We start from the raw sequence: 22255 nt of genomic DNA, 5'->3' as shown, positions 1-22255 counted from the left end.
GAACGATTTATTTGGTATATAAAATCGCCGTGAAATATTTTATATAATTTATCATATCCTATCCTATTCAATTTGTAAATATCAGGTAAATACAGTTTTTTCCGGTTGAAAATATTTCTGATACCGCTCAAGGTATGGAACGGTGTCGGGAATAGAGAATTATTTAATATCGATTAAAAAATAGTAAGTTATGAAACATAGGTGTTATTTATTCGGAGTCTTTGTCCTTTTGATTTTTGGTTGTAATAGTCAAAAGCAGACGGTGAAACCGACTCTCGCAACGGACGGGAGTGAGGTTACCGGACCTTGTTCCGGTCCCGAATATGTATCCGATTCCGATTATTTTCGTGTATCTGCGTTGGCATTAGGGGGAGATGAAGAAATTGTCCGTCAGAAAACAATTACATCTGCCCGTGTTATATTGGCTGCTGATATTCAGGCTATAGTAAAAGCTGTTTCCGCTCGTTATTTCTCTTCCTATGAAATCGGTGTGCGGCAAGAGGATGAAGGACGTTTTTGGGCTCTGAGTTATGAAGTTGTTCATCGGATATTGAATAAAATGGATGTGATTTGTGAAAAAATAATCAGAGGACCGGGAGAACGCTATCAAATTCATGTAGCGATAGAATTGAACCGTATGGAGGTTTTAAAAGCTTTGAAAGACAATATCGCAGATGATCGTAAATTACGGCTAAACTTTAAATATGAGGAATTTGAAAAAATATTCGATGAAGAAATGAAAAAGACGATTCGACCGTGATTCTTATGTTTTTTCTGCAAGTATGGCTATTGATATATTTTTCGGGGGGAGCGAAGGTGTTTGTTATTTATTAAAAAAAATGCGGAGAAACCGATGTTCTCCGCATTTGATTTAACTGATTACCTATTGGATAGGATTTTTTTATAATTTTCGCTGTCGGTAAGGATTTCAATTGCTTTCTTGACTTCCGGGTCACGCGATACTTTGTACTCGATAACACCTTCCATGTAATAATATCTTTGCATGAATTGTTCCGCCAGGAAAGAAGTTATTTCATCTTTGAAAATCTGCATGTCTCTGTCAATGGAATGCGTAAAATCCTGTTGCAAGCTGTCCAGTTGGGATTTCGCCATATCGTAGAATTTCTCCGCTTTAGCCGTTTTGATCAGTTTTTCCAATATTTGTTGGGATTCTGTTTCGTATGAGAAATTTTTCTCTTTCAGGTAATTGATAAACTGGTTGTAAATGTCATCCGTAATTACAAAGTTTTGGATAGGAGCTATAGCCGGATTTTTAATGGCATAAGAATTTACAAAATCAAAACAAATGTCCCGGAGTACTAACTCCTGTGTAATCCGGGCAAATTCTTTGGGCTCGATTTTTACATCCGGTGTTATTCCACCTCCGTCATATACCTTACGTCCTGCTTTTGTGGCATATTCTGTGATAAGGGAATCGGGAACTTTTCCGACACTGCCGTCCGGATTACGGTGGGAATAATCCAGTGCCTGGATACATCTGCCGCTCGGAATATAATATTTGGCCGTCGTTATTTTTACTTTTGTATTATAAGCCAGATCTCTCACTGTCTGTACGAGTCCTTTGCCGAAAGAGCGTTCGCCCACGAGAACGGCTCTGTCATAATCTTGCAGTGCCCCTGATACGATTTCTGCAGCAGATGCCGAACCTCTGTCGATCAGAACAACCAGCGGCATATCCGGTACAATGGGATTTTTGGTCGCGATATATTCTTTGTCCCATTGTTTGACTTTGCCTCGGGTATCTACGATTTTGGAATCTTTCGGGAGGAAAAAATTGCAGATTTCAACGGCTTGATCCAATAAACCTCCGCTATTGCCTCTCAAATCGAAAATCAAGGATTCGGCACCTTGGTTTTTCAGTTCGATAATGGCTTTGCGAACGTCCGCAGCGGCTTTGTCCGTGAAACTGTTCAGGTAAATATAACCGATTTTGTGATCGGTCATACCGTAGTACGGTACACTCGGAAGCTGTATTTTTTCGCGTATTGCCTTTTTCTCTAACGGTTTTGCGTCTCCTTCCCTGCGGATTTTTATAACAATTTCTTTACCCGGTTGTCCTTTCAGTATCTCACTGACATCGGCCGTCGTTTTTCCTTTTATGGAATTTCCGTCGATGGCGAGAATGATATCTCCCGGAAGGAGTCCTGCCTTATCTGCCGGAGAATTTTTATACGGTTCCCGGATAATGACGTTTTCTCCTTTCTGGCTGATGATGGAACCGATACCTGCATATTCTCCCGTCGTCATCAATTTGACATCCTCCATTTGGGATTCGGGATAATATACCGTATACGGATCCAGAGATTTAAGCATCGAGTTTATACTTTCCGTTACCAGGTCTCCGGGATTGGTTTCATCGACGTAGAACATATTGACGTCCCTGAAAAGGGTTGCGTAAATATTCAATTGTTTGCTAATTTCAAAGTTCCGGTCATCGCTTTTTAAGGAAATGATTCCCAGCGATAGCAAGATAAGTCCGAAAGTTACAATTAGAAATTTTCTCGTTTTCATTATTTTTATATTAATGCATATTTACAGATTGACAATCCGTTGTGGATTAATGTATGTTCAGTTAATCAAGCGAAGATACAGTTTTCACCGGAAAATAGAAAATAATCGCGTTATGAATCCTCTGAATTAGATGTTTTAAAGAAGTTTTTTATTTTTCTGTCAGGGGACAGGGTCATAACCGCTTCCTCCCCACGGATGACACGAAAGTATTCTTTTCAACGCCAGCCATAAGCCTTTTATCGGACCGTGTTTGCGTAAAGCTTCAATGGCATATTGGGAGCAGGTAGGGGTGTAGCGGCAGGTCGGTGGTTTTAGCGGAGAAATGCAATGTTGATAGAAACGAATGGGTATCAACAATAAATATATGACAAAATGCCTGATATATTTATAAATTTCATTCATGGCAGGAAGCATTGTCGAAATGCTGTGTGATTTTTTGCAATGAATTCCGGATCGCTTTTTCAATTTTTGTATATTTCCATTCCGTATGGTCCAGGTAAATAAAAAGAATATCCAGCGTAGGAAAAAGCCGGTTTTCGAAAGCGGAGGTTTTATGCAGACGATAGGCCTCCCGGGTCAGTCGTTTCAGCCGGTTTCTTTTGACAGCCCGTTTGAATTTCTTTTTACTGATACTGATGGCTATGCGTGCCGGAATTTCTCCCGGTTGAGAGGATTTTTTAGCGATTACCCGGAAAGGATAACTTACAAAACTGAAATCTGAAGTCAATAATTCTTCAAACAGAATTTTATTGCATAAACGTTCAGATTTGCAGAATGTATTCATAGAAATAAAAGGAGGCCGGGTTTATCCGGCTTCCTTTATTTTATTTTGTTTTCCTTGTTGTATTTCTTGATGAACTCTTCTATTGCCATTGTCATAGAAGGGCATTTGATGGTAGGGGCCTGAATATCGAGACGCAAGCCTGCTGCTTCAACAGCTTCCGCCGTTGCCGGACCGAATGCTGCAATAATCGTCGTATCCTGCACGAAATCCGGAAAATTTTGAAACAAAGAATTAATTCCGGCCGGAGTGTAGAATGCAACAATGTCGTATTCTTTGAGATCTTTAATATCACTTAAATCACTTGCGACCGTTTTGTATAAAATTGCTTTTGTGTATTTCAGGTGCAACTGATCGAGAAGTCCCGGAATATTTTCTTTATGAATATCAGAGAGAGGGACCAGGAAATTTTCTGTCTTGTGTTTCAACAGAATTTTGGTCATATCATCTACTTTTTTATCCCCGTAGAAGATTTTCCGTTTCCGGTAAACAATGTATTTTTGTAAATAAAATGCTGTGGCTTCTGATATACAAAAGTATTTCATCGTATCTGGAACCGTGATACGTAATTCTCCGCAAATTCTGAAAAAGTGATCGATTGCGGTCCGGCTTGTGAATATAATGGCTGTATGGTCCAGAATATTGATTTTTTCCTGTCTGAACTCTTTAGCTGTTACTCCTTCGATTTTTATAAAAGGCCTGAATTCCAGTTTCAGGTTGTATTTTTCTGCTAAATCAAAATAAGGAGATTTTTCAGTGGTCGGTTTAGGTTGTGAAACGAGTACTTTTTTGATCTTCAAAGCTGTAAGTTTTAAATATTAATACTCACTTGTGTTAATACGCCAATAACTTATACAGGATAAGCACAGGTATAACTTCAAGGGCACAAAGGTACAAAATCATATAGAAAATTGAAACCCTGTAGACAAATAATATTTCGACCCACCGGATAAATTTAACAAGATAAAACAATGCTAAACAGATTGTAATGATTTTTAATAATAAGGGGATAGCAAAAATTTTGACGAAAAAGAGTGCAATAATGAACGGCGAGATCAAAAAACCCGCCCATATGTGATACACCCATAAATTGACAATGACTTCTTCTCCTGCATAATGTGCATTGAATGTCCAGGAAATAAATCGTACGATGCAGAGTATGCCGATGTGGTAAAAAAGCAGTATGCCGAAAATATAGAAGGCATACTCGAAATCGACTTCCTGATTTATGATGTATGTGACTCCGATTGCTATTGCTGAAAAAGACAATACCAATGCCAGTATATAATAAACCAAATTAGGTATAATGCCGTCATTCAGAATGATTTCGTATTTCTTTTTTTTCAATATGACCTGAAATAGTAAGGAAAGCAACCCTTTTCCGCGGATTCGCAAAAAAGCGAAAACGATCAGAAACAGAATGGTATAAATCAAACATCCCGTTGTGTGGCGGGTATTGTTTAACGGGATGATGGGATTATAAGATTTCAGAGGGATATATTCTACCGAGTCTTTTTTTTCCTGAATGATCTGACAGGGATTTGCCTCTGCAAATGCAGGGTCAGAATGAATATATGTTGTATCTGTATTTCGCATTAAACCTGTATACGACATTTATACTGATTTCATGTGACCCTTCCGTATTCTTTGTCAGGTTTCCCAAGGACATATCGTAGGTGTAGGCCAAACGATATTGAAAGTTCTTCTTTTCGGAATTCAATTTTACTCCGAATTTGAAAATCAGAGCTTTATAGTTTTCATCCGAGTTGTTTAACAATTGGGAACTATACCATATTCCCGCAAATAACGGGTCGGTTGTCAGGTCACTTCCGACGACAAAATTATTGAAAGAAGAGGAAGATAACAACTTATCGCCCTGATTTTCGAATATTAATCCCGGACAAAGATACAAATAGCTTTTTTTATCGAGGCTGCGTAAGGAAGTACGAAGGAATCCGTTCCATTGGAAACTGACTTTTATGGGGAGTTTATAATCGTCTTCAATGAAATTGTCTTTTGGGCGGGTGAAGTGGCTTACGGAAAATCCGATGTAATTGGTCATGAATTCCTGGTAGTGGCGTTGCCAGGGGATACAAACCAGGGCTCCTGTACTGAAATCCCAGTAATTTTGCTTTTTTTCTATGCCTTGTAAATCCGGTTGAGGAAATATATTTCCATATATTTCGTGTAACTGTCCCGAAAAGATGTATTTGTTGAAATTCAGTTTTTCATGGTTATAACTTCCGCGAATTCCCAATTGGAAAAAGATATTTTTTTCTTTGTTGAAATAGCCTCTCCAGGAGTATGAAAGTCCTGCCGATGTCGATTTTATAAATCCTCCGCCTTCATCCCCGGAAATAAATGTCAGACCGAAACCATAGTTGTTGTATGTTTTCAGATCGGCGGAAAAGAAAACGGTAGAAAAGTTCCCGTCAAACTTCGGCCAAAGTTTCCGGTAAGTCAGCAAGCTGTTTAATTCCCCTTCATGCAATCCGACATAAGCCGGATTGTAATATGTCCGGTTTTCCCAAAATTGGGAGAAATTATAATCTTGTGCCAGGAGAGAAAATCCTGACCCAAAAAAGAAAATACAGAAGCATATTATTTTGTTTTCCCAGGTCCCTTTCATGCCATACAACCTAAATTGCTGCAATGATAGAAAAAAAACAGCAATATTTAATATTTTTTTAGAATAATATGTACTTTTACCCTACTTTATATTGGGTAAGGTATATGTATGTATAAAAATGTAATAATGAAAAGGGGACTTTTCTGTGTGCTCTGTGTGTTTGTATGCTTGAATTTTGCCTGGGGGCAACGTGTGGCTGAAGAAGTATGGACGGATACGATCGGTTATCAGCAATGGCAGGCCCGGTGGAGTGAGAAAGACGACACCGTTTGGTTCGTCAATTACCATTATTGGGAAGGGGTTACGACACAGCATGAGTTAGTGTTTAAATTTTTACAGGCAGATATGCCGTTGGGGTACGACCAGTTGGAGATAGATTGGGGAGACGCTACTTCTTCCGGAATACTTGTTTTTAACGGGGACGATCTGCAAGTGGAGCATACGTATGGTCGTGCCGGAATTTTCGATTTGAAAGTGACGTTGACTTCTTCATTGGCCTATCCTCCGCTTACTTTTTACCAGAAAGAATTTAATCAGGATTTACAGAAATGTGAGGTTGAGGTATTGAACAGGGAGCCGAAGAATCGTTGTATGGAGTATGAGCAGGATACGTTTTGGATAAAGCTGAAAGGTACGGAGGCAAATCCTCCGCATACAAAGTATACACTGACTTGCAATATTTCTTCCGAATTGGTAAGTGCGGCTGCAGCTAGAAAAGATACCCTGTTTGTTGCCGATACGACGAATATGCCCGATGTCTGGATGCTGATTATGAGAAAGCCTGTAGGGCAGTATGATTTATCGGTGGGGTTCCGCATGGTTTGTTCGGATCAGTTTTCCGCTTATTTCTTGTTTAACAATACAGATTTTACCCCTTTGTATATATACGACAAACCCAAATTGTCGGAAATTTTTAATTACGATTACGAGGCCGAGGAGCCGATAAGGATTTGTACGGGAAACGAGGCGTTTGTATGTGATAAGATATACAATAACATGTATATGGACTGGCAGGGCTTTCCTTCTTATATGGTCGGGGCGCAGATGAAGTTTACCTTTTACAGGGCGGAAGAACCGGTAAATCCGGTGTGGGAAGAGATTCCGGTCACCCACGATAAGACGGTCGTCGATTCTGCAAGATTGATTTTTAATGCTCCGGGATATTATAAAATAAAAATTATTGCGGAGAATTTTTGCGGCCGGGATACTTTAGAAACGGATTCTATATTTGAAAGTATGCAAAAACGACCGATCGAAGTGTATGAAAATGGGCTGGACCTGCCTTTGGCCTGTGTAACGGATCAGCTTTGTATAAAAGACAATCCGGTAATTACTTTGTCGGACCCCGCCCGGCGAATAAAATTTGAAAGATGGCCGGAATATAAGATTGAAGTTACCCGGTCCGGGACAGACGATGTGTCCGAACCGGTGGGTTATGAACTGGTTTCGCAACAGATGTTTAAAGCAGACGCTGAGGTGAGCTATCCGGAAGCTTGTGATTCGTCTAAAGTGAATCTGAAGATCAGAGAAGCCGGGGTTTTTGAAATCAAATTTACCCGGGAGCATAACGTGTGCGGGACTTCACAGGACGTATTTACGGTTTGTCAGGGAGGTATCCCGACTTTGGCCGGAGGTGCCCTGGTCGATAGTCTGATCAGTTCTTACGATATTGTGTTCCGCGGAGGACGTGCATCCCGTTGTGATACGTTCAGTTATGTTTTACAGGATTTTCAGGCAGCTATCGATTCCAATAATTTGTCGGTCGATTCTATTGCTTTTGTGTTTAAGAAAGGACTCGGACCTTTGGATACGATGATTTTTCGGGAGGGCGATTTACAGATTTACCGTTTTGACAGTGTGACGGAAAATCTCAATTATATCGAAGTAAAAGCCCGGAATTATTGTGGTTGGAGCGATAGTCAGTCTCTCGGTTTTTATACGTTTATCAAGCCGGATGTCCGGTTGTTGCGCAACGGACTGGAGGATAACGATACGCTTTGTTCCGGAACAGATTATGAATATAAATTAGCCGGAACCATTCCGGAGTCTTATTATATCGAGACGATTTATACGAGGTTGAATCAGGATTTCAGACCAATAGACCGGCCTGTAGAAGAAACACAGGAGCATTTGTCATGGACCCGTCGCTGGGATTTTGTGGGTATTGCGGAAGAAAAGATTATACTTCGGCACGGCCTGTCTCCCGACGGTTGCATGCAGATATTGATAGATACTGTCTATATCGGCTTGTCTCCCGATGGCTTTAAATTTGCCGATAGTCTTCGCTATTGTGATCGTCAGACGGAAGTAACGGTGTCAGATTTGTTCAGTGAGGCTGCTACCGGTTATCGTTGGGCCGAATGGCAATGGCGGCAGTCGGATCCGGATTGGCAGAAAGCGTCGGCTTTACCGTCTGCCCTGACTTTTACTCCCGGAATGAACGATACGTTGTATGTGAAGTTGAGTCTGTCGAAAGGGTGTTATATAAGAGATTCGTTGATTTTTATTCCGAAGGCGGAACCTGTTTTCTCCGTTTTAAAAGAGCGGGATACATTTTGTGTGATCGGTACGGGAAACTATCCAGTGTGGGATCCGCTTGCTATGACTTTTCCGGCAGAACCCGGGGTGAAAGTGGATTTAAAGGTCGGCTCGGCGAATGCGGATGCGTCTTCCTTCCTTCTGGATAAAAAAGATATTCCGAGCGATTATCAGTTGGTGGTGACGACGGATTTCCCGGATTCCTTAAAAATGACGTATCGGGCTTATCATTCGGAAACGGATGTGGAGAATAGCTGTGTACTGGAACTTTCCCGTAAGCTTATATTACAGAAGCCCTATTTGCGTATTATGAAAACAGATACCCTGGATGATACTGCTCCCGGTAGGTATGATTTTACCCGAATGGATGGTTATATCGATTCGAAATATGTGGATGAGGCTACTTTTGTATGGAGTAAACGGGCTGATTTGACAGGGCATTTTGACGGAAACAGTTTTGTTTTGTCCGGAGAGGACCTGAAGGCAGATTCTTTGGTATTTTATCTGGAGGCTCAAGTCAGTTCCTCTTATTGCGGAGGTGAGATATTGAGAGACTCTCTGATTGTTTATAGTTCTTTACCGAAAATATACGGGGGAAAATGGGCTGTTTGTGACGATTCTCCCTGCCCTTTATGGGGGAAAGTATACGGCTATTTTATCGAGGAGACGAATCTGAAATGGAAGTTGTTGAATACCGGGGAGGGCTGGGGACGTATCGAGCCGGACCGGGGATTTGGTGTGGTTTATACGCCGGAACCGGGGAAAAGAGTCGGGAGCGGAGATACGGTAAAAATTGAACTGGATTATGCCGACGGTATGTTGAAAGATACGGTTTATCTGAAGATAAATGCGGCTTTGACATGGGCGCTCAATAGAGATACTTTAATTGCAAAGGAGCGTCAGATCAATGTCAACCGGATTGATCCGGATTTCTTTACCTGTGATAATTATCAGCGGTTGGTCATTGAAAAAACCGGATTGAGTAACGATGCTTTTGTCGAAAGGGATTCCATCCTCAATTTCGGTATGTGGGATTTGGATTTCGGACGTAATTTTCAGGTAAAGACCAGAATTAAGATGATCGGTTTACCCGGTTGTCCGGATGCATATTCGGGAAATATAGAGATGATCGATCTGGTAAACGTACAGCCTCATGCCAGAACGATGATGAATCTTTGTGCGGGAGATTCGGTTGAAACGACCTCAATGTTCAATTATGAAGTCGCCGATCGCTATACCGTTTTTGAATGGGAAAAAGAAGGTGTTGACGGTAGTTTTAACGGGGATTCATCTTATTATTATGTTTCCGGTAACGGAGGCGATCATCGCTTGAAAATCGTTACCCGTAAAACTTGTACTTTTTACGACGGTACGGTTGCCGGTGCCGATTTCAGAAAAGAGAGTCTGGTTTCCGATTATTTCAAGACCTATCATAACCCGGGCCTTTCGATAGAGCGGAAACAGGATACATTATGCCCGGCGGAAGTGCAGGTTGAAAATATTATTGACCATTGGGGAGTTCGTTTGCAACGACCGGAATACATGACGGGGCATTTGTATTTTAACGACCGGAATTTATTGCCGTCTCAGATTTATCATTTCAATAAAAATGCGGGAGAGTCGGATACTGTCCTTGTTTCCGTGGATTTAGGCGCTTGCCGGTATATGGATTGGCAGGTAAAAGATACGGTTGTGTTGTATAAGCAAAGACAAATGATTACCGGTGAATTTGCAATTCCCGGACTTTGCGGAGAACGTTGGACCGATATCGACCGGCATACATTGAATTTGGTCGATTATTCCGGTTTGGAATGGAGCGCTGTCGGTGCAGATATTTCGATTGTAGACGGTAATCTTATGCCTCGTATTCAGGGGAAAGAAGATTTTGTTTCCGGTAGTGTAACCCTTACGGTAAAAGCTTCCGAGGGATGTCCTGAAGAAGTGTTGACCAGAGCATTTACCAGGACAGTTTTGCCTGAAATCGCTTTGGCAGATCAGGTGTTATGTCCTGAAGCCGGCATGGAAATAACGATTCCTGTTGCTTTTTTGAAAATGCGGGAAAATATCGATCGTATCGACTGGAAAATTTTCGGAACTGCAACTCCTTTTCTGACGACGGATAAAGAGACTGAAAGTATCGTTTATACTTTGACGGCTGCCGATGTAAGCCGGAATGACTTTGGTATTGTTGCAGAAGTATATGCCCCCGGTGTTTGTGCGGACGAGCCTACCGGTGATTCTGTAAACATTTCTTTCAGAGAGGTTCCGGAAATTGATATTTTGGAGTCTGTGCCTTTTGTATGTCAGGGAGATTCTGTGAGACTGGAACAGATAGCTGTGGGTACCGATAGTGAAGTGGTTTCCTGGCATGTCGTTTCGGGGGATGGCCGGTTGACAGATGAGTATTATCTTCCCGGAGAGGGAAACGGAGAGGTGCGTTTGCAGATTGTTGCCGGTGCTAAGTATGGCTGTCATATCACCAGGACGGAGGAGGTTGTTGTTCAAATCCGTCCGGCTCCGGTGCCGGGATTATTTACGGTTTCCGAACCGCGGTGTCCCGGTATGGAATTGGTATTTTCAACGGATGTGCCTGCCGGAAATTATGTCTGGGATTTTGCTGACGGTTCTTTGCCGGAAAGCGGAGCAATGCTTACCCATCGTTATGAAAAAGCCGGTATTTATCCGGTGATGCTGACTTCTCATTATGCTAACGGATGCGTTCGCTCCAGGAGGGAAAATGTGGTTGTGGGGGCTTTGCTGAAAGCCGGCTTGAATATTGTGCCCGAAACGGAAGATTGCCGTCAGATTGTTCGTTATGTTGAAAATACGACGGAAGGGGTTTGGACTTATGCAAAGATCAATTGGGGGGATTCGGATGAATGGCAGAATATAGAGGAAGGGAATCCTGAAATTATCGGACATCGTTTTACCAATGATTCGACGGTGGTATTGACTTATCCGATCCGGTTGATTGTCGGGAATGCCTGTCAGGAAGACACGGCATATACCGATTTGAAAGTATATCCTTTACAGGTTAAAGCCCGGATAGGAATCAGTGATGATCCGGCCTATGCTAAATGTTTCGGACAAAATTGGGGATTCTTGAACCGTTCGTTCGGGTTTGGAAATGCCCGGTATGAGGCTTTGTGGACGTTGGAGCCGGGTGTGGCTTATCAATCGAATTCCATTTCGGATTCGCTGGTGGAGCATCGGTTTGCAGAGCCGGGAGAATATAAAATAACGTTAACGGTAAAAGATAAATGTAATTCGGATTCAATATCCCAGGTAATTACGGTTTTGGGAAATGATAAACTGGATTTCAGCATTCCCGGAGATGTATTGTGTTCCGACAGGGAGACTGCATTGAGTGTAAAACCGGAGTGGCGGGAGCATTTTTCAGGATTCCGTTGGGATTTTGGGGATGGTAGTCCGATTATTACGAACAAGGATTCCGTTGTTCATGTGTTTAAAAATGCCGGCTCGTATCGGGTGACATTAAAAGCGAATGCTTTATCGGAAGGATATTGTCCGGTAGAAAAAGTAAGTTCTGTCGTGATCCATAAAACGCCTGGGGCTGGAATTCGTGTGGAACCGGCTGCCCGGGGATGTGCCCCGGATACGGTTCGTTTTATCCGGGTGTTTCAGGGAGAAGAAACAGATGATCCTGCCGAACAGGTATATTGGGATTTCCGTAACGGAGTCACCGCTGCAAGTAATGATGTGGATGGGGTTGTGTTTGAATTGCCGGGAGAATATAAGGTATTGCTGAAGGTTACTTCCGGTGCGGGATGTGTGGGTTCGGATTCTGTATCGGTAATGACATTGGAAACGCCGGTTGCCGGATTTATTGTATCCGATACGTTGTTCTGTACGGATGACGGTGTGATTCAAATTGGTTTGGATAACCGTACCCCGGAACCGGAAAAGAATTCTTTCGAGTGGTCGTATAACGGCACTTTGTTTTCAAGATTGTTTCAGCCGGAAATATTGACACCTGCTCCTGAATTCGGGAAAATACAGATAAAATTGACGGCTTATAACAATGCGACCCGTTGTCCGGATGTCTTTGTCAAAGATGTCGTATCTTCCCGTCTGGTAAAAGCCGATTTCAGTGTTACGCCTCATGAAATCTGTGATGCAACTCCGGTACATTTTGAAAGTACGTCTTTGTACGGAGAAGGCGCAAGATGGGATATGGGAGATGGAAATATCATGACAGAAAGCAGTTTTGACTATCTTTATGAAGGTGAGGGTGTATATACGATAAGGATTGTAGCTAATAATGCGGAAGGTTGTGTATCTGAAAAAACGGAGACCGTAACGGTTTATCCTTTGCCGACTGTTGATTTTTCCTGGGATAAGGATAATTCTGTGCCGGGAGATATTCCCGGAAATACGGAATTGCCTGAAATAGATAACGGAGGGGTCCGGTTTACGAATTTATCGGATGTTTTCCCGAAAACATGGGGCGATTCATTGCGTTATGTCTGGGATTTCGGAGATAATTCGGCTGTTGTGACACAGGAATCCCCGTATCATCGTTTCCGGAATAACGGGGTGTATGAGGTGGTGTTGAAAGGGATTACTCAATATGGTTGCGTGGATAGTGTTTCGGATCGGATTTCCGTATCGGCCGTAAAAGGATTGTTTATTCCGACGGCATTTGCACCGGGGATGCCCGACGACAATATGGGAGAAGGCGGAGATTACAGGGGAATAGCCCGTTTTCAGCCTAAGGGTGTCGGATTGCATACCTATAAGATTCAGATATACGATGCCTGGGGTGGATGTGTATGGAGTTCCGATAAAGTGGAAAACGGCCATCCGGCCGAATACTGGGACGGAACCTTTAACGGTGCTCCTGTCCCGAAGGGAAATTACACCTGGAAGGTGAGTGCAACCTTTATTGACGGTTCCGTCTGGAATAATGACGGAGGTAAAACGGAAGGCAGTGTGATGCTTATCCGGTAGAAGAAAAGGGAAATGCCTGCTTGACATTTCCCTTTTCTTTTAGTGGGCTTCGTACCAGTTGTTCCCGAATCCGCAACTGACGGTCAGGGGAACGGAGAGTTGCACTACGTTTTCCATACATTCCCTGACCAGGTTTTTCAAGGCTTCCTGTTCGTCTTTGTGACATTTGAAGTTCAATTCGTCGTGTACCTGAAGAATCATTTTGGATTTCATCCCTCTTTTTTGTAATTGGGCTTGAATATGGATCATGGCGAGTTTAATAATGTCTGCCGCAGAACCCTGTATCGGTGCGTTTACGGCATTGCGTTCGGCCATACCCCGGATGACGGCATTTCTCGAGTTGATGTCCCGTAAATACCGTCTTCTGCCCATGATTGTTTCGACGTATTCTTTTTTACGTGCTTTTTCTACCGATTCTTCCATGTATTTTTTGACTCCCGGATAAAGTTCGAAATAGCCGTCGATTAATTCTTTCCCTTCTTTTCGGCTGATGTGCAAACGTTCGGCGAGTCCCCAGGCAGAAATCCCGTAAATAATGCCGAAATTAGCCGTTTTAGCTCTTCTTCTCATTTCGGGTGTGACTTCGTTTACCGGAACGTGGAAGATTTTTGCGGCAGTGGCCGTGTGAACGTCTTCGTTGTGCCGGAAGGCATCTATCAGTTCCTGCGTCTGGCTAAGATGTGCCATCAGGCGTAATTCGACCTGGGAATAGTCGGCCGAAAAAAACAGATAGTCCGGATTTCCGGTGACGAAGGCTTTCCGGATTTTACGTCCTTCTTCGGTACGTATCGGAATGTTTTGCAGATTGGGGTTTAAACTGCTTAGCCTGCCTGTTGCAGCTTCTGCCTGATTGAAATGAGTATGTATTTTGCCGGTTCCGGGATCAATGTATGTCGGTAAGGCTTCGGCATAGGTCGTTAAAAGTTTCTTCAGGCCTCTGTAATCGAGTATTTTGGAAACGATCGGATGTTCGTTTTCCAATTTGGCAAGCACCTGTTCGGAAGTGCTGTATTGACCGGTTTTGGTTTTTTTATTGCCTCCGTCGACGTTCATTTCGTCGAAAAGTACTTCGCCCAGTTGTTTGGGCGAGCTGATGTTAAAAGGATGTCCTGCCAGGTCGTATATTTCTTTTTCGACAATATCGATCCGTTGTTTTAAGTCGGTCGATATTTCCTGTAAAGCTTGCGTATCGATGCTTACCCCTTCAAATTCCATGTCCGCCAATACAGACACCAGCGGCATTTCGATTTCATTAAACAGACGGATGAGTCCCGTTTCCATTAATGCCGTATTCAGTTTTTCTTTTAACTGGAATAATACGTCCGCTTTTTCAGCAAAATTCCGGTCTTCTTTGGCTTCGTCTTCGAAAAACAGGCTGAGCTGTTGGTTTTCGGGCTTTGCTTCCGTCAATGTATAGTTCAGGTATTGTAAGGCTATACGTGCCAGATCGTGTGACATGTCGGGATGCAGGACGTAATGAGCGATTTTTATGTCGAATATCTGGTTTTTCAGTGTTATGCCTGCCCGCTTCAGCCAGATTATGTCGTCTTTTACATCCGGGGATATTAAAATTTTGCTGTTGTCTTCCAGTAATGGGCAGAATTTTTTCAGGATTTTTTCGGTTTCAGAGGAATTGACCGGTAATTTGATGAAATTTACACAATGTGTTTTTGTCGAAAAACAAAGCCATGCCGGATAGGAAGTGTATATGTTGCCTGTTTGGAAAACGGCATGAAATACAAATTCCGGGGCTTGTTGCAATTCGCTTAATAATTCGTCTATATCCGCTGTCCGGTTCCGGTATTCTGTCTCTACGTCCGTCAGTTTTTCCGTTGCTTCGTCTTCAGCCATTTCTGTCGCAAAAAGTCGTCGCGAAAGAGAGAACAATTCCAGTTCTTTGAATATCGGTTCCAGAATTTGAGTGTCGATATGTTCTTTCTCCAGATCGCTGGCAGAATAGTCGGTAGGAACCTCGGAATTGATTGTAACAAGGGTTCTGGACAAATGTACTGTCGGTTGGCAATTGAGGAGATTCTCCCTCTGTTTGCCTTTCAATTCGTCGATATGCGCATAAATACCGTCTATATCGCCGTATTTATAGACCAAAGAAGCTGCGCTTTTGGGACCGATGCCCGAACATCCCGGAACATTGTCGGCTGTATCTCCCATTAAGCCCAGAATATCGACAACCTGACATACTTTTTCTATTCCGAAATGATCCAATACCTCCGGGATCCCCCATACTTCCGATTTATTGCCTGAACGGCCGGGCTTATACATGAATATTTTTTCACTGACTAATTGTGCATAGTCTTTATCCGGGGTGATCATATACACTGTATATCCTTCTTTTTCTCCTTTGCAAGCCAGAGTACCGATGACATCGTCAGCTTCAAAACCCGGAACTTCGACGCATTTGATTCCTAATCCTTTGATGATATTTTTGATATAAGGAATTGATTTTTTCAGATCTTCCGGCATTTTTGGGCGTTGGGCCTTATACTGCGGATACATTTCATGGCGAAATGTCGGACCTTCCGGATCGAAAACAACAGCAATATGTGTCGGCTTTTCTTGTTCAAGCAATTCCAATAAGAAATTACAAAAACCGAAGGTCGCTGAAGTATTTATGCCGCTTGTCGTAATCCGTGGATTGTTGATAAAGGCGTAATAGGATCTGTATATCAATGCGTAAGCATCTAAAAGAAAAAGTACATTTTTGTCAGGCATGAAATTTATATTTTTGGATTACCGGACAAAGTTAGAAAATAAAAAGGAGAGAACCGTGAAAATGACATACCTGAAAAAAGATTCGATATGAATTATATGAAGACGTACAATGAAAATGGGCAAATATAACTTACTTTTGCTCTGTGTATTATTGTAGTGGTAATTATGAAAAAAGTAATCCTGTTATTTAGTATTGTTATTATATATCCGTCTGTATTATTCGCCAGTAATTTAAGAGTTAAGAGTGATGCCGTTATCCTTTCTGTTGATGGGGTTACAGCGACCGTTGAGTTAAATTTGTTGTGGGAGAATTCATGGTGTAATGTTTTTAATTATGATGCCGTATATGTTTTTGGTAAATTTAAATTGAAAGATGAAGGAAAGTGGAATAGCATTTATTTAGAAGAAAATAGTGTTGTGATTGAAAATGAGGGGTATGATGCAGATATCCGCTCTGTCGGTTTTTTTGTATACCGGAATAAAGAGGGGCAAGGTGATACAAATGTGAAATTGCGTTTACGCTGGAAACTGAATGGAAATTCGGAGAAATTATTGACGGAGGAGATGTTCCATTCTCGACAGATTTTTTTTGCTTTTGAAGGAATTGAGATGGTGTATATACCTACTGCTCCATTCTATTTGGGGGATAGATATTCTGTAAATACGTTTAATTCTACTACTTTGGGTGGAATTCCTGCTGAAGATGATATTATCGGGAGTAATAGTGGTTTTACTTATACTGCATCGTCAAATTCTAATTTGGCGGTGAATGCTGCTGACCGTAAGAATATCGCACTGCAACCGGATAAAATCGCTTGGTCTGGAGTCGCACCGGCAGTATGGCAGGTCGATTTTAAAACAGCCCGTAAAATTTGTTATTTCGGTGTATCCGGGGAGTATCGGTTGTTGGATAAAGGACGAGCGGTTCCTGATGGAATATGGTATTTGGAAGCTTCTTCTGATGCTCTGACTTGGACAGAGCTTTGGAGTGGCGGGTCGGCATTTTGGGGTACAGCTTCCCAATCTTATCCCATTGCAGGAGCTATTAAGATCGAAGAACCTGCTGCTTACCGGTATTATAGAATTCGGATACCTGAGGCTGAAAGTGCGGTTGTTGACAATATGATCCGGATAAATAATGTCGCAATGTCGGAAATGGTTTTAGATGATCCGGGGCCGGTGTTAATCGATGAAACGGAGCATAATCTTCCAGAAAATTATCCAAATGGATATCGGGGTTTTTTTGTTATGAAATATGAGTTGACACAAGAACAATATGTATCTTTTTTGAATAAGTTGGACTGTTCTTCCCAGTATGCACGGACGATTGGGGGAGTTTTAGACGCTTTGAAAGAGGGAGATTATATTTTCGGAACCGATCGTACTCGACCTTCCTGTCGTAACGGCATTATTTTATATAAACAAAGAGAAAAATCTGACGATCCGTATGTTTTTGCCTGTGATCTCAATCCGTTAAATTTACCTAATAGCGATGACGACGGACAAACAATCGCTTGTAACTTTCTTACTCCTGCGGATATGCTTGCCTATGCAGATTGGTGTGGGTTACGTCCGCTGAGTGAATTGGAATACGAAAAAATGGCTCGTGCTCCTTATCCTTACGTCCCTAAGGCAGGCGAAATTGCAACAGGAGGAACAAATATCACGGGGGGAACAGGATTGAAAAATGCGGGTAAAGTCTCTGAATACTTAAATAGCGGCAATGTAAATGCTGAAAATTTGATAGAAGGCCCTGTCCGTTCCGGTTCATTTTTACGGAATACCAGAGATCGTACAGAGTGTGGAATCAGTTATTGGGGAGTAGAGGATTTGAGCGGTAATCTTGCTGAAATTTATTATAACTGTGACATATACGGACGTCAGTTGGATGGACGAAAACAAGGTGATGGCGGTTTGGATATTGATGGAAATACAGATGTCCCTTTGTATTATTGGCCACAGGATTCTATGGCTTTCGGTGTAAGGGGAGGTAGTTATGCCGGAATAGAAGAACTTGCTGTTTCTGATCGACGTAATGCTATCGGATACTTTTCTTCATTGGCGGATCGGAAGCCGACTGTTGGGATTCGACTGGGATTAGGTAGATTGCCGGAAGCGGAATCTTCTTCTTTAACTCTTGAAAATGGTCTTTCTTCCGGGAGTGTGATTATTCGTGATACGGTTTGTAGTGCGACAGAATATACTATAACAGGTAGTGTTAGTGAGACCCGTTTTAATAATCTTTACAGTTGGTATTGCAGCAAGGATTACGGTAAAACCTGGGAGCGGATAAAGGGTGAATCTCATAAAGATCTGACCTTGGTCGGGCTGACTTTAAATGTACCTTTTGGAACCGCAATGGAATACCGGTATAAGCGTTGCCTGGCAACTCCGACAGGTAGCGGAGAGAGTGGTGTTGTCGCGTTGGTCGTAGGACATGGTTTTAAAATGAATCGTTTACAGGATACTTTGATCCCCTGTCAGGAAATTAAAGGTTTTGTGGCAACTGCGCCATTACCTTCTTATTTCAAATGGAAAATTATCGATACGGACAGTACGAAAATGCCCAATGAGGAAGATGATTTTCATAGCAGCTATAAAGTTGTGACTTCTGATTTAAAAGTCGGAGATAATTGGCCCAATGGAATTTATTATGTCGATTTGTCGGTTGAATCTCAAAATAAACAATGTAATTGGTCGAGACGACTTGAAATTTTAGCACTTCCGCAAACAATAGATCCTTTTGAGGGTATTTCGGAAAGTTACATGTTTATGGAAAATGCTTATGTATTGGCTCATCGTTGGACCGGAGATGATCCGCAGGAGTGGCATTTAGTTGAGGACGAATGTGAGAGAATAGCAATTGATGAGAAGACAGGAAAGATTACGTTTAAGGACATTGTAGCCGAGAATGATCTGGTAGAATGTCATTTTACGGCGAGTTTGATTTGCGAGGAGTTTCCGGATAGAGTCTATATGAAACGGGCTAAATATTTATGTCGTTCTTGCAAAGATTATTATGATTCCGGTATGCGGACGAATGGAAATTATTTGATAGATCCGGATGGCTTCGGTGGAATTCAACCGTATGTTGCTTATTGTGATATGGCAAACGGGGGGTGGACCCGGTTTGATCAGATTTCTGCCGGGTGGCACGGATTCCCGGGACATAATGCCCGTCATTATAAAAACCGGGTAACTGACTACGCTCGCTTTGTCGCTTTGGCATCCGTAAGTACTTATCAGAAAATAACTAGTGTCCAGGGGACCTCGGAGAGTTGTTGCGATGCTTATTATTTTATGAATTACAACAATGCTTGTATTACAGGTTTACCTTGTGGTAGTAAGGGAGGTGGAAACTGGGGGGATGTAACGGTTACCATTAATAGAAATTGGAGTAATGCTATGTATAAAAGTTATTTTACTACAGATGGTTCTGTCGGAGGTGGAAATCAAGGTACTTATTTCAGTCAAATGTGGTTTAAGTGATGTTTTATTTTCAACGAAGACTGTTTATTTTGTTTGAAATTATATTATTTGTAAAAATAATGGGGAGAAATCTGGGAGGGAAAAGATTTGTTTGTATATTTGTGCCTGTAATGAACAGAGAAGTATGAAGTCTTTTTCTTTTGCATATTATTTTTATTATTACTTTTTTAGCAGAAGGTAAAGGGCTTTGGTATGGATTTTTTTTTTGAATAAAATATAACGGAGCCCTGATGATTCAGGGCTTTTTTAATTCAGTTTTGAGATGAATTTTTTTCGATTTAGCAACCGGTATTATTATTTCTACTTTTATTGTATCAAGAGTAGCCGGTAGGCGTATATATTTGTCTTCAACTCATGGAATAAAATTTATATGACCCCCGGCAGAACTCCGGGGGTTTTTATTTGGAACACGCATAAAACAATAAATAAGTCCGTTGACTTAATTTAATATTTTCGTTGACTATTTGTATACAGATACTTAAAGTCTTGAAATGTACAATTAATTTTGAATAATTACTTAAGAATGAAAAAGAAAATTGCTATCCAGGGGGTACACGGATGTTTTCACGAGCAGGCAGCCCGCTTGTATTACGGAGATGATATAGATGTATTGGAATGTCTGAATTTTGAAGATTTGTTCGTGGGGTTGGAAAGAAAGGAGGCTGAGGGGGCTGTTATGGCGATCGAAAATACGGTTGCCGGCGGACTTTTGCCTAATTATGCTTTGCTGCATAAATACGGAAAGCAAATCAAGGGGGAGGTGTTTCTCCGGATTCAGCAGAATCTGATGGCATTGCCCGGACAGCGGATAGAAGATATCCGGGAAGTACATTCGCATTATATGGCCATAGCCCAAACCCGGGAGTTTTTTAAGCAATTTCCGCATATCCGCCTGATAGAATCCGAAGATACGGCTAAGAGTGCTGCGGATATCGCCCGGGAGGGCCGGATGCATACGGGAGCGATAGCTTCTGTTTTGGCAGCGGAATTATTCGGACTGGAAGTGTTGCAGGAAAGTATCGAAACCCACAAGCAAAATTTCACTCGTTTCCTGATTGTGGATGATCGTATTGAAGTTGTTGAAAATGATATCAATAAATCGTCCATTTGTTTTACAATCCCCCACAAAAAAGGGCGTTTGTCTCAGATTCTTTCCATTTTTGCCTTTTATGATCTGAATCTGACTAAAATACAGTCTTTGCCTATTCCGGGAAAAGAGTGGCAGTATTTCTTTTATGTCGATCTCAAATTCGACGATTATGCACATTACCGGGAAGCAATGAATGCTGTAAATCCCTTGGTAGAAGATGTAAAGATTATGGGCGAATATAAGAGTTGTTGTTGATGTCCGATACGTATAAAAATTAAAAATAAATCCATATGATTATTCAGCCAGCAAATAGAACTAATAGTGTAAATGAATACTATTTTTCGCGTAAGCTTCAGGAAATTGACGAAATGAATCGTCAGGGGGAAAAAGTAATTAATCTGGGTATAGGCTCTCCGGATATGGCTCCGGCTGCGGATGTCGTTGATGCGCTTGTTCATGGTGCTCAGAATCCGGATAATCATGCCTATCAAAGCTATAAAGGGCTTCGGGATATGCGGATGGCTTTTGCTGACTGGTACCGGAAGTATTATCAGGTGGAATTGGATGCGGATCATGAGATTCAGCCGCTTACAGGTTCTAAGGAAGGGATATTATTACTTTCTTTGGCATTTTTAAATAAAGGAGATAAGGTGTTGGTTCCTGATCCGGGCTATCCGACATATTCTTCGGCTACATTACTGACTGAAGCGGAAGTCGTTCCGTTTGATTTGAAAGAGGAAAACGGATGGATGCCTGATTTTGATGCTTTGGAGAAAAGCGATCTTTCCGGAGTGAAAATGATGTGGGTCAATTATCCGAATATGCCGACCGGTGCCCGTGCAAACCTGCAACTTTACCGGAAATTGGTGGATTTCGGATTGAAGCATCGTATTTTGATTTGCAATGACAATCCTTACAGTTTTATTCTGAATGAGGAACATTTGAGTATTTTGAGTGTCGACCGGGCTAAAGAATGTTGTATCGAATTGAATTCGTTGAGTAAAGCTCATAATATGGCCGGCTGGCGTATCGGTATGATTGCCGGTGCTGCGGATGTGATTGCGAATGTATTGAAGGTAAAAAGCAATATGGATTCCGGTATGTTTAAGCCTTTGCAGTTGGCTGCAGTAAAAGCATTGGCCCAACCGGCAAGTTGGTATATTACGTTGAATAAGGAATATCAGGAGCGGAAAAAACTGGCCGGTGATATTTTTGATATGCTGGAGGTCAGCTATGATAAAAGCAGTGGGGGAATGTTTTTGTGGGGAAAAGTCAGCGATACCTGGAAAAACGGAGAGGAATTGAGCGATTTTATTTTGAAAAGGGCCCGGGTATTTATTACTCCCGGATTTATTTTCGGAAGTAATGGAGATCGTTATATCCGGATATCGCTTTGTGCGAAGCAACCGGTTTTAAGAGAAGTGGCCGGACGGATAAAGAAAAGTTTGGGAATTGGTGGTTTGTGCCATGGTTCCTGGTGTTGACGGTTATAAAA

At 41.9% G+C, this 22255-nt stretch carries 12 protein-coding genes; 5 read left to right on the top strand and 7 right to left on the bottom strand.

Annotation, left to right across the window (positions count from 1 at the left end; translation table 11 throughout):
- Window positions 1-190: 190 nt before the first annotated feature.
- Window positions 191-760 carry a hypothetical protein gene (locus DD657_RS10850; protein ID WP_021987741.1) on the top strand — a complete coding sequence of 190 codons (570 nt, stop codon included), beginning with the start codon at window positions 191-193 and terminating at the stop codon, window positions 758-760.
- 119 nt (window positions 761-879) lie between these two features.
- On the opposite strand, the gene DD657_RS10845 is transcribed toward DD657_RS10850, so the two are convergent.
- The 6 genes from DD657_RS10845 to DD657_RS10820 all read right to left on the bottom strand — a co-directional run bounded on the left by DD657_RS10845 (window position 880) and on the right by DD657_RS10820 (window position 5942).
- Window positions 880-2532: a S41 family peptidase gene (locus DD657_RS10845; protein ID WP_021987742.1), complete on the bottom strand. Its 1653-nt coding sequence runs from the start codon at window positions 2530-2532 to the stop codon at window positions 880-882.
- A gap of 159 nt (window positions 2533-2691) precedes the next feature.
- The gene (yidD, locus tag DD657_RS10840) at window positions 2692-2934 is read right to left on the bottom strand and encodes a membrane protein insertion efficiency factor YidD (RefSeq protein ID WP_118774012.1); all 243 of its coding nucleotides are present in this window, start codon (window positions 2932-2934) and stop codon (window positions 2692-2694) included.
- The gene (gene rnpA, locus DD657_RS10835) at window positions 2927-3316 is read right to left on the bottom strand and encodes a ribonuclease P protein component (protein ID WP_021987743.1); all 390 of its coding nucleotides are present in this window, start codon (window positions 3314-3316) and stop codon (window positions 2927-2929) included. Before rnpA ends, yidD begins: the two co-directional genes overlap by 8 nt.
- A gap of 35 nt (window positions 3317-3351) precedes the next feature.
- Window positions 3352-4113 (bottom strand): uroporphyrinogen-III synthase, encoded by a 762-nt coding sequence (locus tag DD657_RS10830; protein ID WP_021987744.1) that lies wholly within the window; start codon window positions 4111-4113, stop codon window positions 3352-3354.
- A gap of 34 nt (window positions 4114-4147) precedes the next feature.
- A complete protein-coding gene (locus DD657_RS10825) occupies window positions 4148-4909 on the bottom strand; it encodes a DUF4271 domain-containing protein (RefSeq protein WP_068691409.1) in 762 nt (253 codons plus the stop codon).
- Window positions 4875-5942, bottom strand: coding sequence for a PorP/SprF family type IX secretion system membrane protein (locus DD657_RS10820; RefSeq protein ID WP_021987746.1), 1068 nt, complete (start codon window positions 5940-5942; stop codon window positions 4875-4877). Before DD657_RS10820 ends, DD657_RS10825 begins: the two co-directional genes overlap by 35 nt.
- 126 nt (window positions 5943-6068) lie before the next feature.
- On the opposite strand from DD657_RS10820, the gene DD657_RS10815 reads away from it, so the two are divergent.
- Entirely contained in the window at window positions 6069-13451 is a 7383-nt protein-coding gene (locus tag DD657_RS10815; RefSeq protein WP_287049847.1) for a PKD domain-containing protein, read from the top strand.
- A gap of 39 nt (window positions 13452-13490) precedes the next feature.
- On the opposite strand, the gene polA is transcribed toward DD657_RS10815, so the two are convergent.
- Window positions 13491-16181, bottom strand: a complete 2691-nt coding sequence (gene polA / locus DD657_RS10810; RefSeq protein WP_273133075.1) for a DNA polymerase I — start codon at window positions 16179-16181, stop codon at window positions 13491-13493.
- A gap of 165 nt (window positions 16182-16346) precedes the next feature.
- On the opposite strand from polA, the gene DD657_RS10805 reads away from it, so the two are divergent.
- The 3 genes from DD657_RS10805 to DD657_RS10795 all read left to right on the top strand — a co-directional run bounded on the left by DD657_RS10805 (window position 16347) and on the right by DD657_RS10795 (window position 22244).
- Entirely contained in the window at window positions 16347-19670 is a 3324-nt protein-coding gene (locus DD657_RS10805) for a fibrinogen-like YCDxxxxGGGW domain-containing protein (protein WP_287049846.1), read from the top strand.
- A gap of 523 nt (window positions 19671-20193) precedes the next feature.
- A complete protein-coding gene (locus DD657_RS10800; protein WP_021987750.1) occupies window positions 20194-21015 on the top strand; it encodes a prephenate dehydratase in 822 nt (273 codons plus the stop codon).
- Window positions 21016-21050: 35 nt separating this feature from the next.
- Complete coding sequence (locus DD657_RS10795; RefSeq protein WP_287049845.1) at window positions 21051-22244, top strand: pyridoxal phosphate-dependent aminotransferase; 1194 nt, start codon at window positions 21051-21053, stop codon at window positions 22242-22244.
- Window positions 22245-22255: the final 11 nt, after the last annotated feature.

It is taken from the genome of Culturomica sp. (assembly GCF_003524185.1).
GTDB classification, from domain to species: Bacteria; Bacteroidota; Bacteroidia; order Bacteroidales; family Marinifilaceae; genus Culturomica; species Culturomica massiliensis.
The sequence above is the reverse complement of the archived record's forward strand: the minus strand, read 5'-3'. Positions and strand labels throughout refer to the sequence as shown.